The organism is Vibrio sp. R10-SF1-ISO8 (assembly GCF_059833805.1).
In genome coordinates, this window is sequence record NZ_JCBDHL010000010.1 from 16,136 (window position 1) to 32,972 (window position 16,837).

Genomic DNA, 16,837 nt, shown 5'->3' on the forward strand with positions numbered 1-16,837 from the left:
TCAAAATGTGTAATCGTTCGCTTATGAGGTGGTTATTTCCACCACATCGCTAATTCCGGGAAAATAATCACTAAGCTAAGTACAAACACCTGCAATGCGATAAATGGCAGCAGTGAAGTGAAGATTTCTCCAAGGCTAATGTCCTTCGGTGCCACAGATTTTAAGTAGAATGCAGCAGGGCCAAACGGTGGTGACAAGAAAGAAACTTGCATGTTCAAACAGAACACGACACCGAACCATACTGGGTCAAAGCCTAGGCCAGTAATAATTGGCACAAAGATAGGCATGGTTAGTAGCGCTACGCCAACCCAGTCAAGGAACATACCCAGAACCAATAGAATCACCATCATGATCAATAGGGTGCCAATCGCGCTACCACCACTCAGACCAAGAATCACCTCTTCGACAAAATCAATGCCGCCCATTAGGTTGTAGATACCGACCAATGCACTTGCGCCGATACCAATCCACATGATCATGCCGCAGGTACGCATCGTTGCGATGGCACTTTCCTTAAGCATTTTGAAGTTCATTTCACCACGAATGATCGCAGAGAGCATGATGCCGACTACGCCTAATGCCGACGCTTCAGTCACCGACGCCACACCGGTATAAATACTGCCTAATACAACCGCGACAGAGAGAAGAGGGAAAAACAACGCTTTAAAGTAGCTGACTTGAGGTTCATCTTCCTCGTCGCTATCACTCGGAATCGGCGCAAGAGAAGGGTTCAGCTTACAGCGAATCAAAACGTATGCGATGTAGCAGCCAGCTAAGATAAAGGCGGGCAAAAATGACGCTTTAAACAAATCACCAATTGATACGCTCGCTGTCATACCGTAGATGATCAATACAATGCTCGGAGGCAGCATGGTTCCCAACGCTCCACCAGCACAAGTAGTACCGATAGCGAGTTTACGGTCGTAGCCTAATCGCAGCATCTGAGGCAGTGCGAGAATACCAAGTAGGACGGTTTCACCGCCGATAACACCAGACATTGAGGCAAGTAATACGGCAACCAATAATGTCTGAACGGCAACACCACCGCGCACCTTTCGACCGACTGATTTCATCGCATCAAACAGGTCTTTAGCGATACCAGAACGATCTAGCAGTGCCGCCATTAAGACAAACATCGGAACCGCTAAGAACACGTAACCAGAGGCGAAGCTATAGGTACGACTCGCAATAAGAGGTAGAGCATCTGGCCCAAACCAACATAAGGTGAAGAAGATGGCGACAAAACCTGTCACAAAAGCGAGCTGCATGCCGGTAAGCAGCAAACCAATCATCATCACTAGCATGAGTACGCTGCCCCATGCGATGCCAATTGAAGAGAGATCAAACATCGTCATTCTTCCTTAGCCCCATAATCTCTTGGATTAGGTGCAATACAAACTGGACAACAAGAATACTGAGAACAACAAAGATCAGACCTTTGAGTAATGCAGGGTAAGGGGCGTTGAGGACTGAGCCAGACGTTTCTAATCTAAGTTCCCCCCAAGGAGTAAACCAAGCTTCCTGCGCTAGAAAATACGCGGCATAGGCCAGCATCCCGGCGAAAGCTAGTCCCACAATATGGTGCACTAGATTCAGATACTTGCGGGTTTGAGAAGAGACCGCATCGTAGATTAACACCACACGAACATGCTTATTGGCGGCGAATGCGTATATTCCCCCAACAATGAACAGAGACCCGCCAATAAATGATGCCGTTTCGTGAACCCAAGTCGTCGGTGCATCAAATACGTAACGCATCACAACTTCATAAAATGAGATAAGTACTGTCGCGATAAACAGCCAGCTCAACAGGTTGCTGATTTTTATAATGATTCTGTCCAAAAAGTTTCTTGGCTGTTCATCAGGCTCTGGTGGCGTATGGGGTGTTTTATCAGTCATAAAAAATGTTCCCAAAAAATTAGGAGGGCGCTAGCCCTCCCGAGAGAAGCTAAACAAGGACGGATAGCTTAAAGAAGACCATTGGTTTCTAAGAATGTTGTTACTGAGTCATACACTTTTTGTGCATTTGGAGAACGCTCTGCAAACACTTTCCATTGAGTCTTGGCAATTTCACGGAATTTCTTACGCTCTTCGTCAGACCAGTTGTGAATGGTGATATTTGGGTTTGCTTGCGCTTCCTTCACTGCGGCTTGGTCAGCCATTTTTAGCTGAGTCGTCATATCGTAAGAGAAATCGCGTACCGAAGTCTGAAGAATGGTTTGCAAATCTTCCGGCATCTTGTCCCATTTCTTTTGCGAGATAGAGATATCAATTAGAGGCAAAGAGTGGAAACCAGGTTGAACTGGATGCGTTGCGATATCGTTCATGCCCGCTTTTTGGTTGGTTGAGAAAACTGTGTAGTCTGCAGCATCGATAACCCCTTTGCTTAGGCCGGTAAATACTTCAGAGCCTGGCAAGTTTACTGGCGTCGCACCCGCTGCCGCAAAGACTTGCTGAACCAGACCTTCTGGTGCACGAAGCTTCAAGCCTTTTAGGTCATCAACACCATCAATCGGCTTCTTAGAAATAAAGGATTCAACACCTGTGGTCGATGCGCCAACAAACTTAACACCGTATGGTGCATACAGCTCAGTCATTAGCTCGTTACCGCCACCGTAGTTCATGTATTGCAGTAGCTGTGTCGTATCTGACCAAGCACCTACCATGTTGCCGATAAGGCCGAATGCTGGATCTTTACCTGAGAAGTAACCGGTAGCCGTCACTTGACCATCTAGGATACCCATTTTGATCGCGCCTAGAGTTTCAGTGTGTTTAACCACTGCACCTACTGGTAATAGGTCGATTTCGATGCGGCCGTTAGACATTTTCTCAACACGCTCTACCCAGTTTTGCTGAACCTTGTAGTTGAGATCGCCAGACGGATCTGATGATTGAATCTTTAGATTAAAATCTGCAGCGAACGCTGAGGCGGAGAAAAGACCGGTAATCGTGGCAGCAAGCAGAGTTTTAGTCATCGCTTTCATAGTAGGGGTATCCTTTATTTGTTTCAGTTTCCAATCTAGCCGATATGACCTAGGTAAACTACCGGTTCTAATTTTTATGTTACCGGTAACGTTAAAGTTAATGTTACCGGTAACAGATAACGTTTTACTATGACTATTGTCACATTTGTTATTTACTAACCCAAAAGAATTAACATCAAGATCAGACTCTGTGATCAAAGTCTCGCCTAGCTAGATCGCGATCATCTGTTATCGCTTTCTGAACACCCAGATAGGGCCAATCAGTAGGAACTGAACGTCTTCGAAAAATGATGGCTTTTTCCCTTCGATTTTGTGACCGATAAACTGAAACAGCCACAGCACGGCAAACAGCACCAAAGAAACAAGCAAAACCGACAACTGCATGACTTCAATAGACCAAACCAGAGAGATACAAGCGAGCGTAAAACCCAACATCATAAGAAACACGCTGAGTGACAGTCGGAAATAGAACACCATTACGGGTAAAGCAGCCACCCAAACCCAGTTGAGTGTTAAACCAAACAATTCAAGCGGCGGTATTGACCAAATTAGTCCGACCACTGATAAAAAAATTCCGGGGACGGCTACTTTATGTATCTTTTGATTGATCGGGTTCTGATGGCTTTCACCATATTCAGCAAGCCACTGAGTGAGATCCTTCATGCTCTTTCACCTGTAAAATCATCCTATTATTTCTATAGCATGGCTTTACATCCCCTGCCTTCAATAAAGACTAATTTGTGATAGTTTTTTGCAACTGGCGACGTTTTTCTTGATACATACGAGAATCCGCCAACTTGAGCATATCGTCTATGTCATTGAATTCAGGCTTATAGATCGCGTAGCCGACACTCACTTGTAAGTTGATCAAGTGCTGTTCGAATATGACAGGGGTATGACAAATCGCTTTTTGCAATTCGATGTTGATTACGTCGATGTCATTGGAGTGTTCAATTCGTGGCAAAAGGATTAAGAATTCGTCCCCACCAATTCTCGCCACGACATCAGATGTTCTCAACACACTCTTTAAACGCTCTGCAGTGGCAATTAAGACCTTATCACCTGCCGCATGTCCATAGGTGTCGTTGATCGCTTTAAATTTATCAAGATCGATATTTAGAATCGCAAACCTATCAGGCTCATGGCGCTTCTTCACAGAATCAAAGTGTTCACGCAAGGTATACATAAAGTAACGCCGATTCGGTAGTAACGTTAACTCGTCTTGCAGCGAGCGCTTACTTGCCGCAGCATAAAGTCGATATGTCAATGCAAACGCACCAAGTAGAATAAGTATCATTGGGTAGCCAAGCAGCCGAACTGCATGGACTTGATACCAAGGTTTGCTCGCGAGTAAGTCTTTCTTTGTCGAAGCTGCAATCACCCAGTTTCCATAGGGAAAGTGAACCGATTCAATAGCAAATGCGTTATCGAAGGTTGATTGCAAGCCATAAAAAACTTCCCCATCTAAACCTGTACTGTCCCTTCCTCGAATTGCAATATTGTATCTGTGTTCAAATGATGAAACCCCAGCATCAAGAAACAACGATTCAAGCGAGATGACTACACTGCATACCCCCCAATATCTTGAGTTATACGGAGGATCTGAAAAGATCGGAACGCGCGCAATCAGCGCCAAGCCACCTTGCACTAAGTTGACTGGACCCGCGATAAAGATTTCTTGTAGGTCTTGAGCTTTCTTAACCGTCCGCCATTGGCTTGGAATCGTTCGGTAATCCAAGCCCAATGCTTTTTCATTGCCTTCCAAAGGGTAGATGTATTTAATCACATCATCTGGAGCTAAGCCCAGCAACTGAACATGGCTGCTTTTTCTGATAACGCTTGAAGCAATCAGATCCCAACCTGAAAACTCAAATTCAGGGTTAGCTGCGACTAATGCGGGCAAACTGTTAACAACGTAGATATCTGAAACAATGGCCGATTCTAATTCAGATCGAACAATAGAGACTTCTTCTTTGGCTCGGGCCAATAAACTATCGCGCAAGAAAGACTTTTGGCTGCGATCAAGTGATTCAACCAATCCGATAGAGATAACAAAAACAAACAAACATATGGCATTAAGATAGAAATGCCTGCCTGAACTTAAGGCCATTCGCCCCCCACAACTAGTCATGCAACAAAACACTCGGTAGCACCCGAGCAAAGTAAGCCTGTTATTTGTATTGTTATTATTTGTATTGGTTATATAAAAGTTACATTAAATCGACCTATTTTTCATCGACAATAGATAAAATTATCGACAATGAGGCCATTTTTCTCGAGTGTGACGACGAAAATCAGCATGTGATGGACCAATGATCATCCTTTAGTAAGGCGATTATCTTATTGACCGGTTTTGCATCCGGCTCACGTTAATAACTTGTAGACTCCAATTCATTGCAATATTTGACCGAGAGATAACATCGACGTTTAAAATATCTGTTAACCTTAATGGTTATATTCATTGGGTTTTATCGGGCTTTTAGAATGCGCAGAAAGTTGATCGGATTATGTCTTGCTATTGTTTTTTCTAACTCGGCAATAGCTTCACCGCCACAAAGCTACAAAGACTCTGCGGATATTATTAAACATACCTATGAAAGCCAGCTGTATACCCTTCCAGCCTTTAAGGAAGGGCACTATGGGTTGCGCATGTTCCGCCAAACGCTAGACCGCAAATATTCGGCCGCGGTGTGGACTGATATGGCCCGTGTTGCCAGTCGACTCAACAAGTTTGCAGCAGAAATAAATACACCAGAACAGATACTCCTTTACTCTGAAAAGCGCGTTTCTGGTTACATTGGTGAAACCGATGAACGCAGTGTAAGACGTTATACCGTCACAAAACATATGCCTGAATACCTCTACCTTGGTGTTGATCTGTTAGGCTCCATGGCAAGGGCAAATGAATATGGCCTAAAACACAAGCAAGACGATAAGTTGCGTTCTGTCATTCGCCGATATGATTTTGCTAAATATGCGACTGATCAAGAGATGATTAAGGCTTGGGCTGCACAACTTGCTAATCAAGTTTATTGGCTAAGACAGCTCGGAGAACAAGACGTCGTCGAACCTTTCACTGAAGCTTTCAAAACTGCATACCCAGACAGCGAAGACAAAAAGCTTTCCAAACAGCAGTACGGCAACAAGCTTTATGGCATGACCCATATCATTTTCGGTGACTCGGAATACTATCAGCACAAAGTCAGCGAGAAACAACATCAGTGGATTTACGACTATTTCCGCAAAAACATCGACACGATTCTGGTTCGAGCAAAAGAAGATGTGATCGCGGAAGTAGGCATTACTTTCTTGCTAGCCGGGCTTGAAGACGATCCCGTAGTCGAAAAAACCCGCAAGGCAATTCAAAGCTCAATTGACCCAGACAAAGGGATGATTCCTTCTGTCACTGGTGATTTCGATGTCACATATGGTGAACACCGCAATGTTCTTGCCATCATGTTGCTTGACTGGCAGCAAGTTAATGAAGCTCCAACAGTGAAAGATCAACCAAAGATGTTCTCTAACCCACCATATGGACTTATCCCACAATAAACTTCGCATAGCCCCGCAACCGCGGGGCTATTTGTTTAGGCCATAGATGCTTGTCTCTTGGCTAGAAGTCTTGGAGCAAAGACGACAAACATATTGGCAAGCACGATCAAAGTCAGTCCCATCACTTGTAAATAACTGTAGCTTTCTGCATAAAATAACCACTGCCATATCGCGGTGAACAGCAAGTTAGTAAAGATTAGCGGAGCCAATTGCGACCCTGACTCTGCCAACTTGTATGCTTTGGAACGAAATACCTGCGTATTGATGATTAGGAACGAGACCCCTAGCATCGCAGCAAAAAGCAATTCTAGTTTAGTCCCTGACGTAGTGAGCATCTGTTCAGTCGTAAAGTAGCTAAAACCAACGTAAGGGGATAATACTATCGCCGCAAATAAAAACGTCCAGTAGTTGATTTCAAACGCGTTTAGGTCTGACTGACTAATGCGATATAAGCTAAGCTGCGAGCCCGCGTTGAATAGGCCGGACGCTAGCCCAACCAACAATTCCAGTCGTAGATTAATCCCTGAAACGTCTCCCGCGAGTAGAAGTACTCCCGTAAACGTCAGTAATAGCCCCCAAATTGATATCCACTTTAAGTGAGTATTAAATATTAGCCTTTCTAACAAAGGCAAAAACAGTGGCCCTGTGCCAAATAAAACGACACTTTCAACTAGGCTCAAGTGATTCAGCGAATAGATAAAACAGACTTGGCACGCGGCAATACATAACGCTCGAATCCAAATAGCCTGACATAATGGCCCTTTTGGTCGGCTGTATACCGTTCTTGTCATTAAAACAATGATGAGTGCAGGCACCATAAACCTTAGAAAGCTAAGTAAGCTTGGTTCAAGGTATTGGCCTAAGAATTTGGAAAGTAGCCCGGTTAATGACAGACTAAAGGTTGAGGCCAACATAAATAAAACTGGGTACAACTGGTTCGACATAACTCCCTCCCTTAAACTTAAGTGTAGGGCTAGAAGGCCGAAATAAATAACGAGTAATATTGACACCACCAGTAAGAAAAACTTACATATGAAACGTATCGTCCCAGCTCCAATTAAATCTCTCTATGCCTTCGTTGCGGTCGCCGAGACTGGTAGCATGACAGACGCAGCCTCTGCACTGCATGTCAGTCACTCCGCTATCAGCCAAGCAATCAAGTCTTTAGAGAGCCACATAGGGCAATCTCTGTTTAACCGCATCGGTCGCAACGTAACTCTCAATGCCACCGGACGCCAATACTATAAAAGTATTGCTCCTGCACTTGAGCAAATTACTCGCGCGACCCACCAGCTCATTGAAGACAAGCAATCCCATCGCTTGACTCTCAATATGGTCAACTCACTGGCAATGCACTGGTGGATCCCAAGAGTAAACCAGCTCAACCAATACGCTCCGAATCTAGATGTAAGAATCTCTACCCTCATTGGTACGTTTGTTATGGAAGATGAAGGGGTCGATGTTGCGGTGATACACGGTAAGGTAGAAGACTGGCAAGATTACTATTGTGAAAAGCTCTCAGATGACGAGCTGATCATGGTGGCGAGCCCGGAGTTAGCCGCTGACTATGACAGCCCAATAGCATTACTCGAAAACTACCCGGCGATAATTGCAGCCAACGATAGAAGAAAGCACGACTGGCAAGTGTGGTGCGAAGCGAACAATACTTCAATTCCTAATCCGGCTAACAATCTAAAATTTGGAGCATCTATTCAAGCGGTTCAAGCTGCTATTCGCCATCTGGGTGTGTTTGTTACCCACCGAATTTTTGTTCGTGACGATGTACAACAGGGCTATTTAGTTGAAATAGGAAAACCAGTATTGAATCCGCATCAAGAGTTCTACTTCGCTTGTCAGCCGGGCAAACTAAAAAACGAAAACGTACTGCAGCTTAGAAGTTGGATAAGACGTGAGTTCGGCAAAAACTCTCATTTAGAGCAATAGATTTTTTTGTTATAAGAACCCTCAATTCCATACCCATTTAGTGTTACGAATATAGATTTTGTGAGCGTCAATAATCTACCGTATAAAAAATTTTGGAATTCAACACAGTGAGTTACCTATGCGTCAAAATTAACGTCATAGTTAAAAAAACACTCAATATACACCAATATTCATATAAGTTACTGAAGTTACTAAATTCTTTATAATTCTTTCCTCGTTCAGACTTGAAAATTTCTTCTAGACTTTGCTTGAGGGACTGTAATTTTAGTAAAGGTAAGATATGACACAGCCTGCTGGTCAGCAAATAGAAGAAATGGCAGACATCCGTGCTACTCGTAAGCGGAAAATTGTCTTGCTTTGCTCTGCTGTGTCTTTAATCATCATTTTTACTTTCAGCTTGGTTCGTTTTATTGAACAAAACTTCCTATTCGCATCTATTAACTTATTCACATCCGTTATCCTTGCTCTTAATATTGCCTATCTAGTTCGCCATCCTTCTCCAAAGTATTGTGATCTTGTGTTAAGTGGCGTGCTTCTTTTTCATGGCGTCATTCTGCTCTTCTATGGACAAAATCTAGGAGATAGACTTCTCTGGCTATACCCCATTACGGCCATCATCATATTCGCTAACGAATTTAAAGTAAGTGCTATTCTCAGTAGCGGTTTCTTCTTAGTTGTCTTAGCTTCGGTAATGTTGTCTGACGCTGCACTAGAAGCTTCTGGGAGTTCTCATGGAATCTTCTTAATTAGCCTATTCGCCTTGTATTTACTGTGTAACATTTACGCTTTTCAGTATTCAAGAGTGATGACTTACATCCAATCTCTTTATAAGGAAGGGATTGAAGATCTTGCCTATCTTGATCACCTTACCGGTCTGGCAAATCGTTGGAGTTTCGAAACCTGGGCACTCGGTAAACTAGAAGAGAAGAAAGATAGTGACGCTGTGACAGCGATGGTATTCCTCGATATCGATAACTTTAAGTTCATCAATGATAATTATGGCCACGATGTCGGTGACCGAGTTCTACAACATTTTGCAAGACGATTAAAAAATAACATTCGCAATAAAGACCGCAATACCGATAAACATGATTACTCCATCGCTCGATTCGCGGGAGATGAATTTGTTTTGCTACTTTATGACGTCAAGTCGAAGCAAGACCTCGAAGGTATTCTTAAACGAATTTGCGGCTTATTCTCGCACAGTTATCAAGCGTCGGAACGAATCAACGAGCTAACTGTCAGCGTAGGAGTCGCCCTTTATCCAGACGACGCTGAAACGCTCTCAGAACTGACTCGATGCGCCGACAAAGCTATGTATGCCGCTAAACACGGAGGGAAAAATCAATACCGCTTCTATCGCGTTGACAATCCAGTGGGTATAAAGAAAGAAACGAAAGGAACACTAGCCAGTGTCACCTCACTAAAGCAAGGTTAACCACTCATATACATCAGCCATAAGCAAACAGCCATCACGACGAGCATCCAAGCTGCGTATCGTACCGTGTTATGCTTTTCTCTTCTTGGAGTGACCACAGGTTTGAAAGCTGCATCTTTAGCTGCTCTTGCAACAGCAGACACTGTGCCTCTCTCAACTTCTTCTTTTCGTCTTTCACGTGCCTTTTGAGCAACTTTACCAAAACGATGAAGCTGGTCTGCGGTTAACTCCTGTTTTGGGTCGTATCGACCATGGGAGTCAGTGTGTTTTGGAACAACAGCCATAAGCACCTCCTCTCTTTTGACCGCCTTTATCTAAGTATAGCCAAGACTTACAATAACAATTTTGATTATAACTGTTGAAATCTTCGGCATTTCCGAAAGCTCACTAAGGAATCTATTCCTCAACAGGCTTACCTTATGCACAGCAATCCTCGTGCCAGTTATTGTACATATTGCTAACCATATGATTAAGCAGGAGTCGCAAGCCTTTGACACATTAAGTGAATTTAATCTTTATCAAATCGACAATCAAAATGGGAAATCATCAAAGTGTTGGATTAACTAAGCCAAGATTTCATCTTTTCGACAAAAGACGTGTTCTTGCGCCATATCCAATATATCCCCTCTTCAAGCTCGTTCGGGGTCATTTTCTTGGGCAAGTAGACTGCGTGGCTGCCATCGTATTTCGACCAATCTTTGGTTAGAATTCTTCCTTCTTGATCCAGTTTTTTAAACGTTTCCGAACCAGGGAAAGGAATCATGTAGTGCGGGATCACCTTGTCGACTTTTATTTCCTTTACAAACCGTTGAGTTTGCTCAAAGATTGATGTGTCGTGCTCGTCAAATCCGAATAGGAAGTCTCCCCACACTTCAATGCCATACTGCCTTATCTTGTTGATGTACTCCTTCATTTTGTCTGGTTTTACAAATCCTTTTTTCTGCGCTTTCAAAGCGGCTTCCGATGGTGTTTCTATTCCAAGCAAGACCGCTTTAAAGCCCGCTTTTTTGGCCGCTGAGAGTAGCTCTTCGTCACGTGCAATCAAAACCGTTGTCTCACCATAAAAACTCATTTTCAGTGGCGCAATGGCTTCGAATAGTTGAATAGCAAACTCACGGTTATGGGTAAGATTATCTGAATGTAGCTCGACCCATTCAACCCCAAGCGACTTTAGGTGCTTTAACTCATCAACAATATGACTAATCGGCCTTGTCTCGAACTTGTTAAAGAACCTAGGGACTAGGCAAAAATTACACTTAAACGGACACCCACGCGTCACCACTACTGACCATGTGTAGTGGTAAGTCGAAGGCGAAATGATATCTGTTGGGTAAGGGTTAAGCTGACTAAGGTCAACCGGTTCCTTGCTTTCATACTTAGGTTTCAACATACCAAGTTCGGCGTGATTGAGTAATTCCAGCCAATAGTTTTCAACCTCGCCAATGATAATCGCATCTGCATGGTCGGCTGCTTCGTATTGATTGAACTTGGTATGTAATCCACCCAGTACCACCAGCTTACCTTTCGCTCGGTAGTTTTTCGCCAGCTCATACGCTCTATATGCATCTGGTGTAGACATAAATATCACTATCAACTGCGCATCTGTCTTCAAGTCTGCCTTCATACCGATGGTTTCATCCACCATATCTAAGCTATACCACTTAGGCGTTGCAGCTGCCGCTGCAAATATGTTTTGCGGCGGGCCGCCTGTCTGCGCTTTGTACTTTGAATAATCGCTTCCTGATGACGCTTTGATTAAATAAACCTTCATGTCACACCTCTTGATGGCTAAAGTGCATAGAAAAACTGGAAGATACGGTCGTCCATATAGAAGTAGAGCGCGCCCATAATGAACCAACTCAAAATGATACTGGTAAAGAGTACCGGGTTTTCGCTCAATTTGACGCGCTCGACGAAGTAAGCCTCTTTGTTCCGCAAGTTCTCAAAACCCCAAAAGCAACAAAAGACACCCCAAATAACAAACAAGTTAAACTTCAAGGCAATCATGGCAAGCGACAGCGCTACCATTGTTTTCCATTTTTTAGGAACCGCTAACTTAAATTCGAATCGCACTGAGTGACCTTTAAGTACCTTGCTACTTCAAGCAGCAACAGTAACAAGGTATTGGTTAACATTGGGTTACCAAATGGTGTTGACGAAGAGAACTTTCAGGCACAAAAAAACCACGCCGCTGCGTGGTTTTGTCGGGTACTAAAATGATTATGATTACTCACTCAAGTATTCACACAAGTACGCGGTTGATTCTTTCACTTGCAGATCAAAAGATGAATCACCAGCAACATTAAAAGACTCACCGGCGCCATAAGTTACCCAATCTTGAGCACCCGCTAGTTTGACGGTCAACGCTCCTTTAACCACCGTCATTTTTTCCGCTGCAGCGGTACCAAATGTGTACTCGCCAGCAGCCATGACACCAACACTTGAGTCACCATCTTGCTGTGTAAAACCGAGTGACTGAACATTGCCTTCAAAGTAACTGTTTACCTTGATCATTTATCTCTCCTTGAGCTTAACTACTTTCCATCAAAACATTTGTTTTATCGAATTTTTTTAAATCAGGCAACAACATTTATACCAATCGGGATAAATAGCTGATCAGATAATTGCGCAGGAAAAACCGCTTAGAGCAAGGCATAGATTGCGACTAGCTATTTGATCTACCTACACCATTCTTTGCAAACATAGCTATAACGAAGCTATCAGCGATTTTAACTAGCAAGAATGACCAGATATTTATTCTGGTTGGTATTAGTCACTCGATGATAATACGGATGACTAAACAACACGGTAACCTTGATCTCAACAACGACGATCAATTCGTTAATTAGCTTGAAGTCGGCTAAAATAATATGTAGGACACATTCGTTACCTTAACAATTTTGGGCTGGAGTTCAAAGTTCTCTCAGGCGTTATTGCGCTGAGTTATAATCTCCGACAATCTATGTGTCCGCAGTAAATTCACCCCTATGACGAAGACAGCAGGTTGAAATGACTAAAAGTTCCGCTATCAGAACCGCCTTCGTGTTCATCTTCGTCACTCTGGCTATCGCGTTCAGTGCACTGCTTTATTTTAGCTATAAAGACTATACCCACCCTAAACATGTTTACGGCAGGTGGATAGAAATCGGTGCGCCGCCTTATCAGACTGAGGTGCTTACCTTGAATTCGCGCGGCGTCTATCGTAACGACCGATTAATAGCGACCCAATTTGATTTCGATGGCAAGCGCATTACCGTTCAGACGGGAGGTGGCGATTCCATCTATCAACTGGCAGGAACCTTCAAATCTCCTCAACTTAGGCGTTTAGAACCCAACAGCCCTACCCAGCGTTTTATCAAAGAGGGCTATGAAAATACTATCGATATGTCAGGAGGAGGCTCCGCTAAAAATCGTCGCGCAGCGCTCTCGGATCATTTCGGCAATAAGTGAGAATCAACGCTCGTCTCTTTGTCACACACTCCATTTCACGTTAGTCGGTTGATAACCTCTAGTTTGACGGTGATATAACACATATACTTGTGCCATACCGACCAAATTAGAATTGAAAAATGAACGAGTTACTCACGCAATTACCGCAACCACTCGCCAACATGCTGCAAACTTGGGATACCAATGTTTTGCTTATCACGTTGGCAAGTTTTCTGGTGTGGATCGTATGGCGCATCGTCTACAGCCGACTAGAGGTATTGGTTGAAAAAACTAGTTTTCATTGGGATGATCTAACGCTAGAAGCATTAAAGACCCCAGTAAGTGCGTTGATATGGTGCTGGCCAGCAACTATCTCAGCAGGTTTTCTTCTCCAAGATTACATGGGCTCCAAGCTTAACTGGCTGAGTACTCTTAAGCTCATTTTAGTGATTGGTATTTTCGTTTGGATCACCATGCGTCTTATCAACAACATTGAAGAGTACATACTAAAACAGAACAACAGAGACGAAACAACCGTACAGGCGGTTGCCAAAGTTGCTCGGTTGTTCTTTATCGTCATTGGTGCGCTAACTGTCATGCAGGCATTTGGTTTAAGCCTGTCTGGCCTACTTACGTTTGGTGGTGTCGGTGGTTTAATTGTTGGTCTCGCCGCCAAAGATCTGCTGTCTAACTTCTTCGGTGGAATGATGATCTACTTTGACCGACCATTTAAAGTTGGTGATTGGATTCGCTCTCCAGACAGACAGATAGAAGGAACGGTAGAACGCATCGGTTGGCGTATGACGATCATTCGAACCTTCGACAAGAGACCCATCTACGTTCCTAACTCTGTTTTCAGCAACATTGTCGTAGAAAACCCGTCTCGCATGCTCAACCGACGTATTAACGAGAACATTGGTATTCGATACAAAGATGGAGCAAAAGTCGAAATCATCGTATCAGATATTAAAAGCATGCTCGAAAACCACCCAGATATCGATACACAGCAAACCCTGATTGTTAACTTTAATGGTTTTGCTCCATCCTCTCTGACCCTAATGGTTTATACCTTTACAAAAACCGTTAACTGGATTCGCTACCACGAAGTGAAGCAAGATGTACTGCTCAAAATCTACCAGATCATTCAGCAGCATGATGCCGATATCGCCTTCCCGACTCAAACGATACAACTTGATCCTCAGCGAGCCGGCGAAGAAGAAGTAATCGCGCGCTAAACATTCGATAAGTAGCCCAGACTTGGGCTACTGCATTGCAACCTCACGCTCTACAGTGTCTTCCATATGGGAGGCAACGTAATAAAGCCAAATCATCCCTAGACAGGCAACAAAACAGAGCGCGAATAACCAAGTGGCACCAAACCATTCAATCATTACCCCACCAAGCAGCGGCCCTATCGCGAAACCTAGCGTGTACAGCGCAGTGGCGCCAAAATAAGAACCGCGTAAATGGTCAGGTGCAAGACGATCAATCTGTACATTGATGGTTGGGAAAGTGATCACTTCACCGACACTAATAATAAAGCACGCGATAGCCCAACCAAGTGCAGAATCGTTTGGTGACACGATAAAGCCAACCTGCCCCATCGCTATCAGTACCATACCAATTCTAGTGCGACTAAACAGCGGCAGCTTCTCCATTAGCTTAAGCAATGGGAACTGGAAAATAACTATCGTTGCAGTATTAACGACCATCAGCATAGCAATGAGTTTAGCGGCATCTTCAATACCACTACGTACAATCACTTGAGGCACTGATGATTCCAATTGAGCGTAGACAAACATCAGCAGCAAGTTAGCAAATAGGAGCAAAACAAATATTTTGTCTTGGCTTATCACTTTTAGGGTTTGCCTAAAGTTTGGTAGTACAGAAGGCTCCTTGCCCTTATCCGCTTTGTGGCTCTTTCTCTCAATACCAAACATAATCCAAAAGGCATACACAAGGTGGGTAATCCCTGTCACCAAAAATAGGCTTTGCGGATCAGCCAGTGCCAATGTAACGCCGATTAATGGCCCAACAGCACCACCTATGTTTAACAGGAAGTAACGTGTGTTAAGCGCCAATTCTCGGTCTTTCAAATCAGCCAAGGAGTCACCGAGTACCGCTTTTGCTGGACCATCAATCATTGGATGCATCAAACCGGTCAGTAATACTAATAGATGGAAATGCCACATTTCTGTCGCTAGAGCGATACCACAGTAGGCAAAGAATGCAATAAAGCAACCTGCTACCATCAACCATTTTCGACCGAACTTATCGGATAAGTACCCCGAGTAAAGACCTGTCGAAGATCCGATAAATGCAGACGCTGCTAGCATACCGCCGACTTCAATTGCCGACGCGCCGTAGTCTTGATACAGGAATACGACTAAGAATGGCCAAGCCATAAAGAAGCTGGTTCGCGCGATAAGAACACCTATAAGGACAGTCCAGACGGGAAGGTTAAATCGCTTCACCCTTTCCCATTGAAACAAGCTTTGTTCTCTTTCCATACCACTCTCCTTAAACCAACTTGTTGCATAATTGTTATTTAGCCAGTATACAAATAATCAATAAAAAAAAAAGGCTTTATAGAGCGAGTAGAGAGAAAGCCTGCAAATTGTAGGAAAAACCGCAAAAGGCATTAAAAAATAAATAGTTAAAGATTCTAGTTTCGATAGCTAAGAGTCATTTTTTTCAGTTGAACTTCTTGCTCAAACCACCAATATCTTGTGTTAATCTCGTTTTTGACATTAAGCATCTATCTCACTAAGATTAATCACAATTATGAAGTAAACGATGGTGTATACTTTTAGCATCACCAATTATAAAGTAAGTGCCATCGTTTACTTGAAGTCTGTTGGATACTTTTCATGGTAAAAAGAAGCGATATAAAACAAGAAGATATCATTAGATCTGCCATCGACGTTTTTTCTCAAAAAGGCTTCGAACAAGCAAGTATGGAGGGTATTTCCAAGCATGCTGGCGTATCTAAGCGCACGCTTTACAAATACTACCCAAACAAAGAGGCTCTATTTGAAGTTATTGTGGATAAGCTTATGTGCCGCTTTGATGACCAATGTGAGGTGGCGTTTGAACCTTCTGTATCAATTGAAGAGCAATTAACCGAATTAACGTTGAAGCAGCTGTGTTACATCAACAATGAGGATTACCAGATTACCGCAAGGCTTGTGATGGCCGAATGTATCCGCAGTCATGAAACCTCAAAGGTATTGGTGTCTAAGTTCGAGTCGGTTGGAGATTCATACGGCATACAAACATGGGCGAAGCAAGGGATAAAAGCAGGCGCATTGGAAATATCCGATGTATCTATTGCCATAGAACAATATATTGGCAGCATTAAAGCGGTGATTTTCTGGCCACAATTAGTCGCTCATTTGCCTCCCCCAAGCTGCGAAGAAGTTAAGCAAGCCATCAAGCACGCAGTCACGAGTTTTGTTGCAACCTACAAAGTGAAGTAACTATATAAGTT

General features: G+C 43.4%; 17 protein-coding genes. 6 read left to right on the forward strand and 11 right to left on the reverse strand.

What is annotated here, in order from left to right; all coding sequences use genetic code 11:
• Positions 1-32 precede the first annotated feature (32 nt).
• The 5 genes from AC6R00_RS05720 to AC6R00_RS05740 form a co-directional block, all read right to left on the reverse strand.
• The gene (locus AC6R00_RS05720; RefSeq protein WP_272788064.1) at positions 33-1,349 is read right to left on the reverse strand and encodes a TRAP transporter large permease; all 1,317 of its coding nucleotides are present in this window, start codon (positions 1,347-1,349) and stop codon (positions 33-35) included.
• Positions 1,342-1,899, reverse strand: coding sequence for a TRAP transporter small permease subunit (locus AC6R00_RS05725; protein ID WP_004743987.1), 558 nt, complete (start codon positions 1,897-1,899; stop codon positions 1,342-1,344). Before AC6R00_RS05725 ends, AC6R00_RS05720 begins: the two co-directional genes overlap by 8 nt.
• A gap of 68 nt (positions 1,900-1,967) precedes the next feature.
• A complete protein-coding gene (locus tag AC6R00_RS05730) occupies positions 1,968-2,984 on the reverse strand; it encodes a TRAP transporter substrate-binding protein (RefSeq protein ID WP_500639623.1) in 1,017 nt (338 codons plus the stop codon).
• A 228-nt stretch (positions 2,985-3,212) separates the two neighbouring features.
• Positions 3,213-3,647 (reverse strand): Mpo1-like protein, encoded by a 435-nt coding sequence (locus AC6R00_RS05735; RefSeq protein ID WP_494503837.1) that lies wholly within the window; start codon positions 3,645-3,647, stop codon positions 3,213-3,215.
• Between the two features lie 70 nt (positions 3,648-3,717).
• On the reverse strand, positions 3,718-5,094 hold the full coding sequence (locus AC6R00_RS05740) for a diguanylate cyclase (RefSeq protein ID WP_500639624.1): 1,377 nt from the start codon (positions 5,092-5,094) through the stop codon (positions 3,718-3,720).
• Positions 5,095-5,468: 374 nt separating this feature from the next.
• Between AC6R00_RS05740 and AC6R00_RS05745 the strand changes: the two genes are divergently transcribed.
• Positions 5,469-6,536 carry a DUF3541 domain-containing protein gene (locus AC6R00_RS05745; protein ID WP_500639625.1) on the forward strand — a complete coding sequence of 356 codons (1,068 nt, stop codon included), beginning with the start codon at positions 5,469-5,471 and terminating at the stop codon, positions 6,534-6,536.
• Positions 6,537-6,571: 35 nt separating this feature from the next.
• On the opposite strand, the gene AC6R00_RS05750 is transcribed toward AC6R00_RS05745, so the two are convergent.
• A complete protein-coding gene (locus AC6R00_RS05750; protein WP_500639626.1) occupies positions 6,572-7,480 on the reverse strand; it encodes a DMT family transporter in 909 nt (302 codons plus the stop codon).
• A gap of 88 nt (positions 7,481-7,568) precedes the next feature.
• Here AC6R00_RS05750 and AC6R00_RS05755 point away from each other — a divergent pair, with 88 nt between their 5' ends.
• The gene (locus AC6R00_RS05755; protein WP_500639627.1) at positions 7,569-8,480 is read left to right on the forward strand and encodes a LysR substrate-binding domain-containing protein; all 912 of its coding nucleotides are present in this window, start codon (positions 7,569-7,571) and stop codon (positions 8,478-8,480) included.
• Positions 8,481-8,760: 280 nt separating this feature from the next.
• Positions 8,761-9,918, forward strand: coding sequence for a GGDEF domain-containing protein (locus AC6R00_RS05760; protein WP_500639628.1), 1,158 nt, complete (start codon positions 8,761-8,763; stop codon positions 9,916-9,918).
• Here AC6R00_RS05760 and AC6R00_RS05765 read toward each other — a convergent pair.
• The 4 genes from AC6R00_RS05765 to ppnP form a co-directional block, all read right to left on the reverse strand.
• A complete protein-coding gene (locus tag AC6R00_RS05765) occupies positions 9,915-10,202 on the reverse strand; it encodes a hypothetical protein (RefSeq protein WP_239853355.1) in 288 nt (95 codons plus the stop codon). The two genes, AC6R00_RS05760 and AC6R00_RS05765, sit on opposite strands and share 4 nt — an antisense overlap.
• Positions 10,203-10,477: 275 nt before the next feature.
• The gene (locus AC6R00_RS05770; protein WP_500639629.1) at positions 10,478-11,689 is read right to left on the reverse strand and encodes a B12-binding domain-containing radical SAM protein; all 1,212 of its coding nucleotides are present in this window, start codon (positions 11,687-11,689) and stop codon (positions 10,478-10,480) included.
• A gap of 17 nt (positions 11,690-11,706) precedes the next feature.
• Positions 11,707-11,991, reverse strand: a complete 285-nt coding sequence (locus AC6R00_RS05775) for a hypothetical protein (protein WP_500639630.1) — start codon at positions 11,989-11,991, stop codon at positions 11,707-11,709.
• Between the two features lie 153 nt (positions 11,992-12,144).
• Positions 12,145-12,432: a pyrimidine/purine nucleoside phosphorylase gene (gene ppnP, locus AC6R00_RS05780; RefSeq protein ID WP_500639631.1), complete on the reverse strand. Its 288-nt coding sequence runs from the start codon at positions 12,430-12,432 to the stop codon at positions 12,145-12,147.
• Positions 12,433-12,927: 495 nt separating this feature from the next.
• On the opposite strand from ppnP, the gene AC6R00_RS05785 reads away from it, so the two are divergent.
• Entirely contained in the window at positions 12,928-13,368 is a 441-nt protein-coding gene (locus tag AC6R00_RS05785) for a DUF2850 domain-containing protein (RefSeq protein ID WP_239853361.1), read from the forward strand.
• Positions 13,369-13,487: 119 nt separating this feature from the next.
• Positions 13,488-14,582, forward strand: a complete 1,095-nt coding sequence (locus AC6R00_RS05790) for a mechanosensitive ion channel family protein (RefSeq protein ID WP_500639632.1) — start codon at positions 13,488-13,490, stop codon at positions 14,580-14,582.
• A 27-nt stretch (positions 14,583-14,609) separates the two neighbouring features.
• Here the strand turns inward: AC6R00_RS05790 and AC6R00_RS05795 are convergent, their stop codons facing one another.
• On the reverse strand, positions 14,610-15,857 hold the full coding sequence (locus tag AC6R00_RS05795) for an MDR family MFS transporter (protein WP_500639633.1): 1,248 nt from the start codon (positions 15,855-15,857) through the stop codon (positions 14,610-14,612).
• 360 nt (positions 15,858-16,217) lie between these two features.
• Between AC6R00_RS05795 and AC6R00_RS05800 the strand changes: the two genes are divergently transcribed.
• Entirely contained in the window at positions 16,218-16,826 is a 609-nt protein-coding gene (locus AC6R00_RS05800) for a TetR/AcrR family transcriptional regulator (RefSeq protein ID WP_500639634.1), read from the forward strand.
• Positions 16,827-16,837 lie beyond the last annotated feature (11 nt).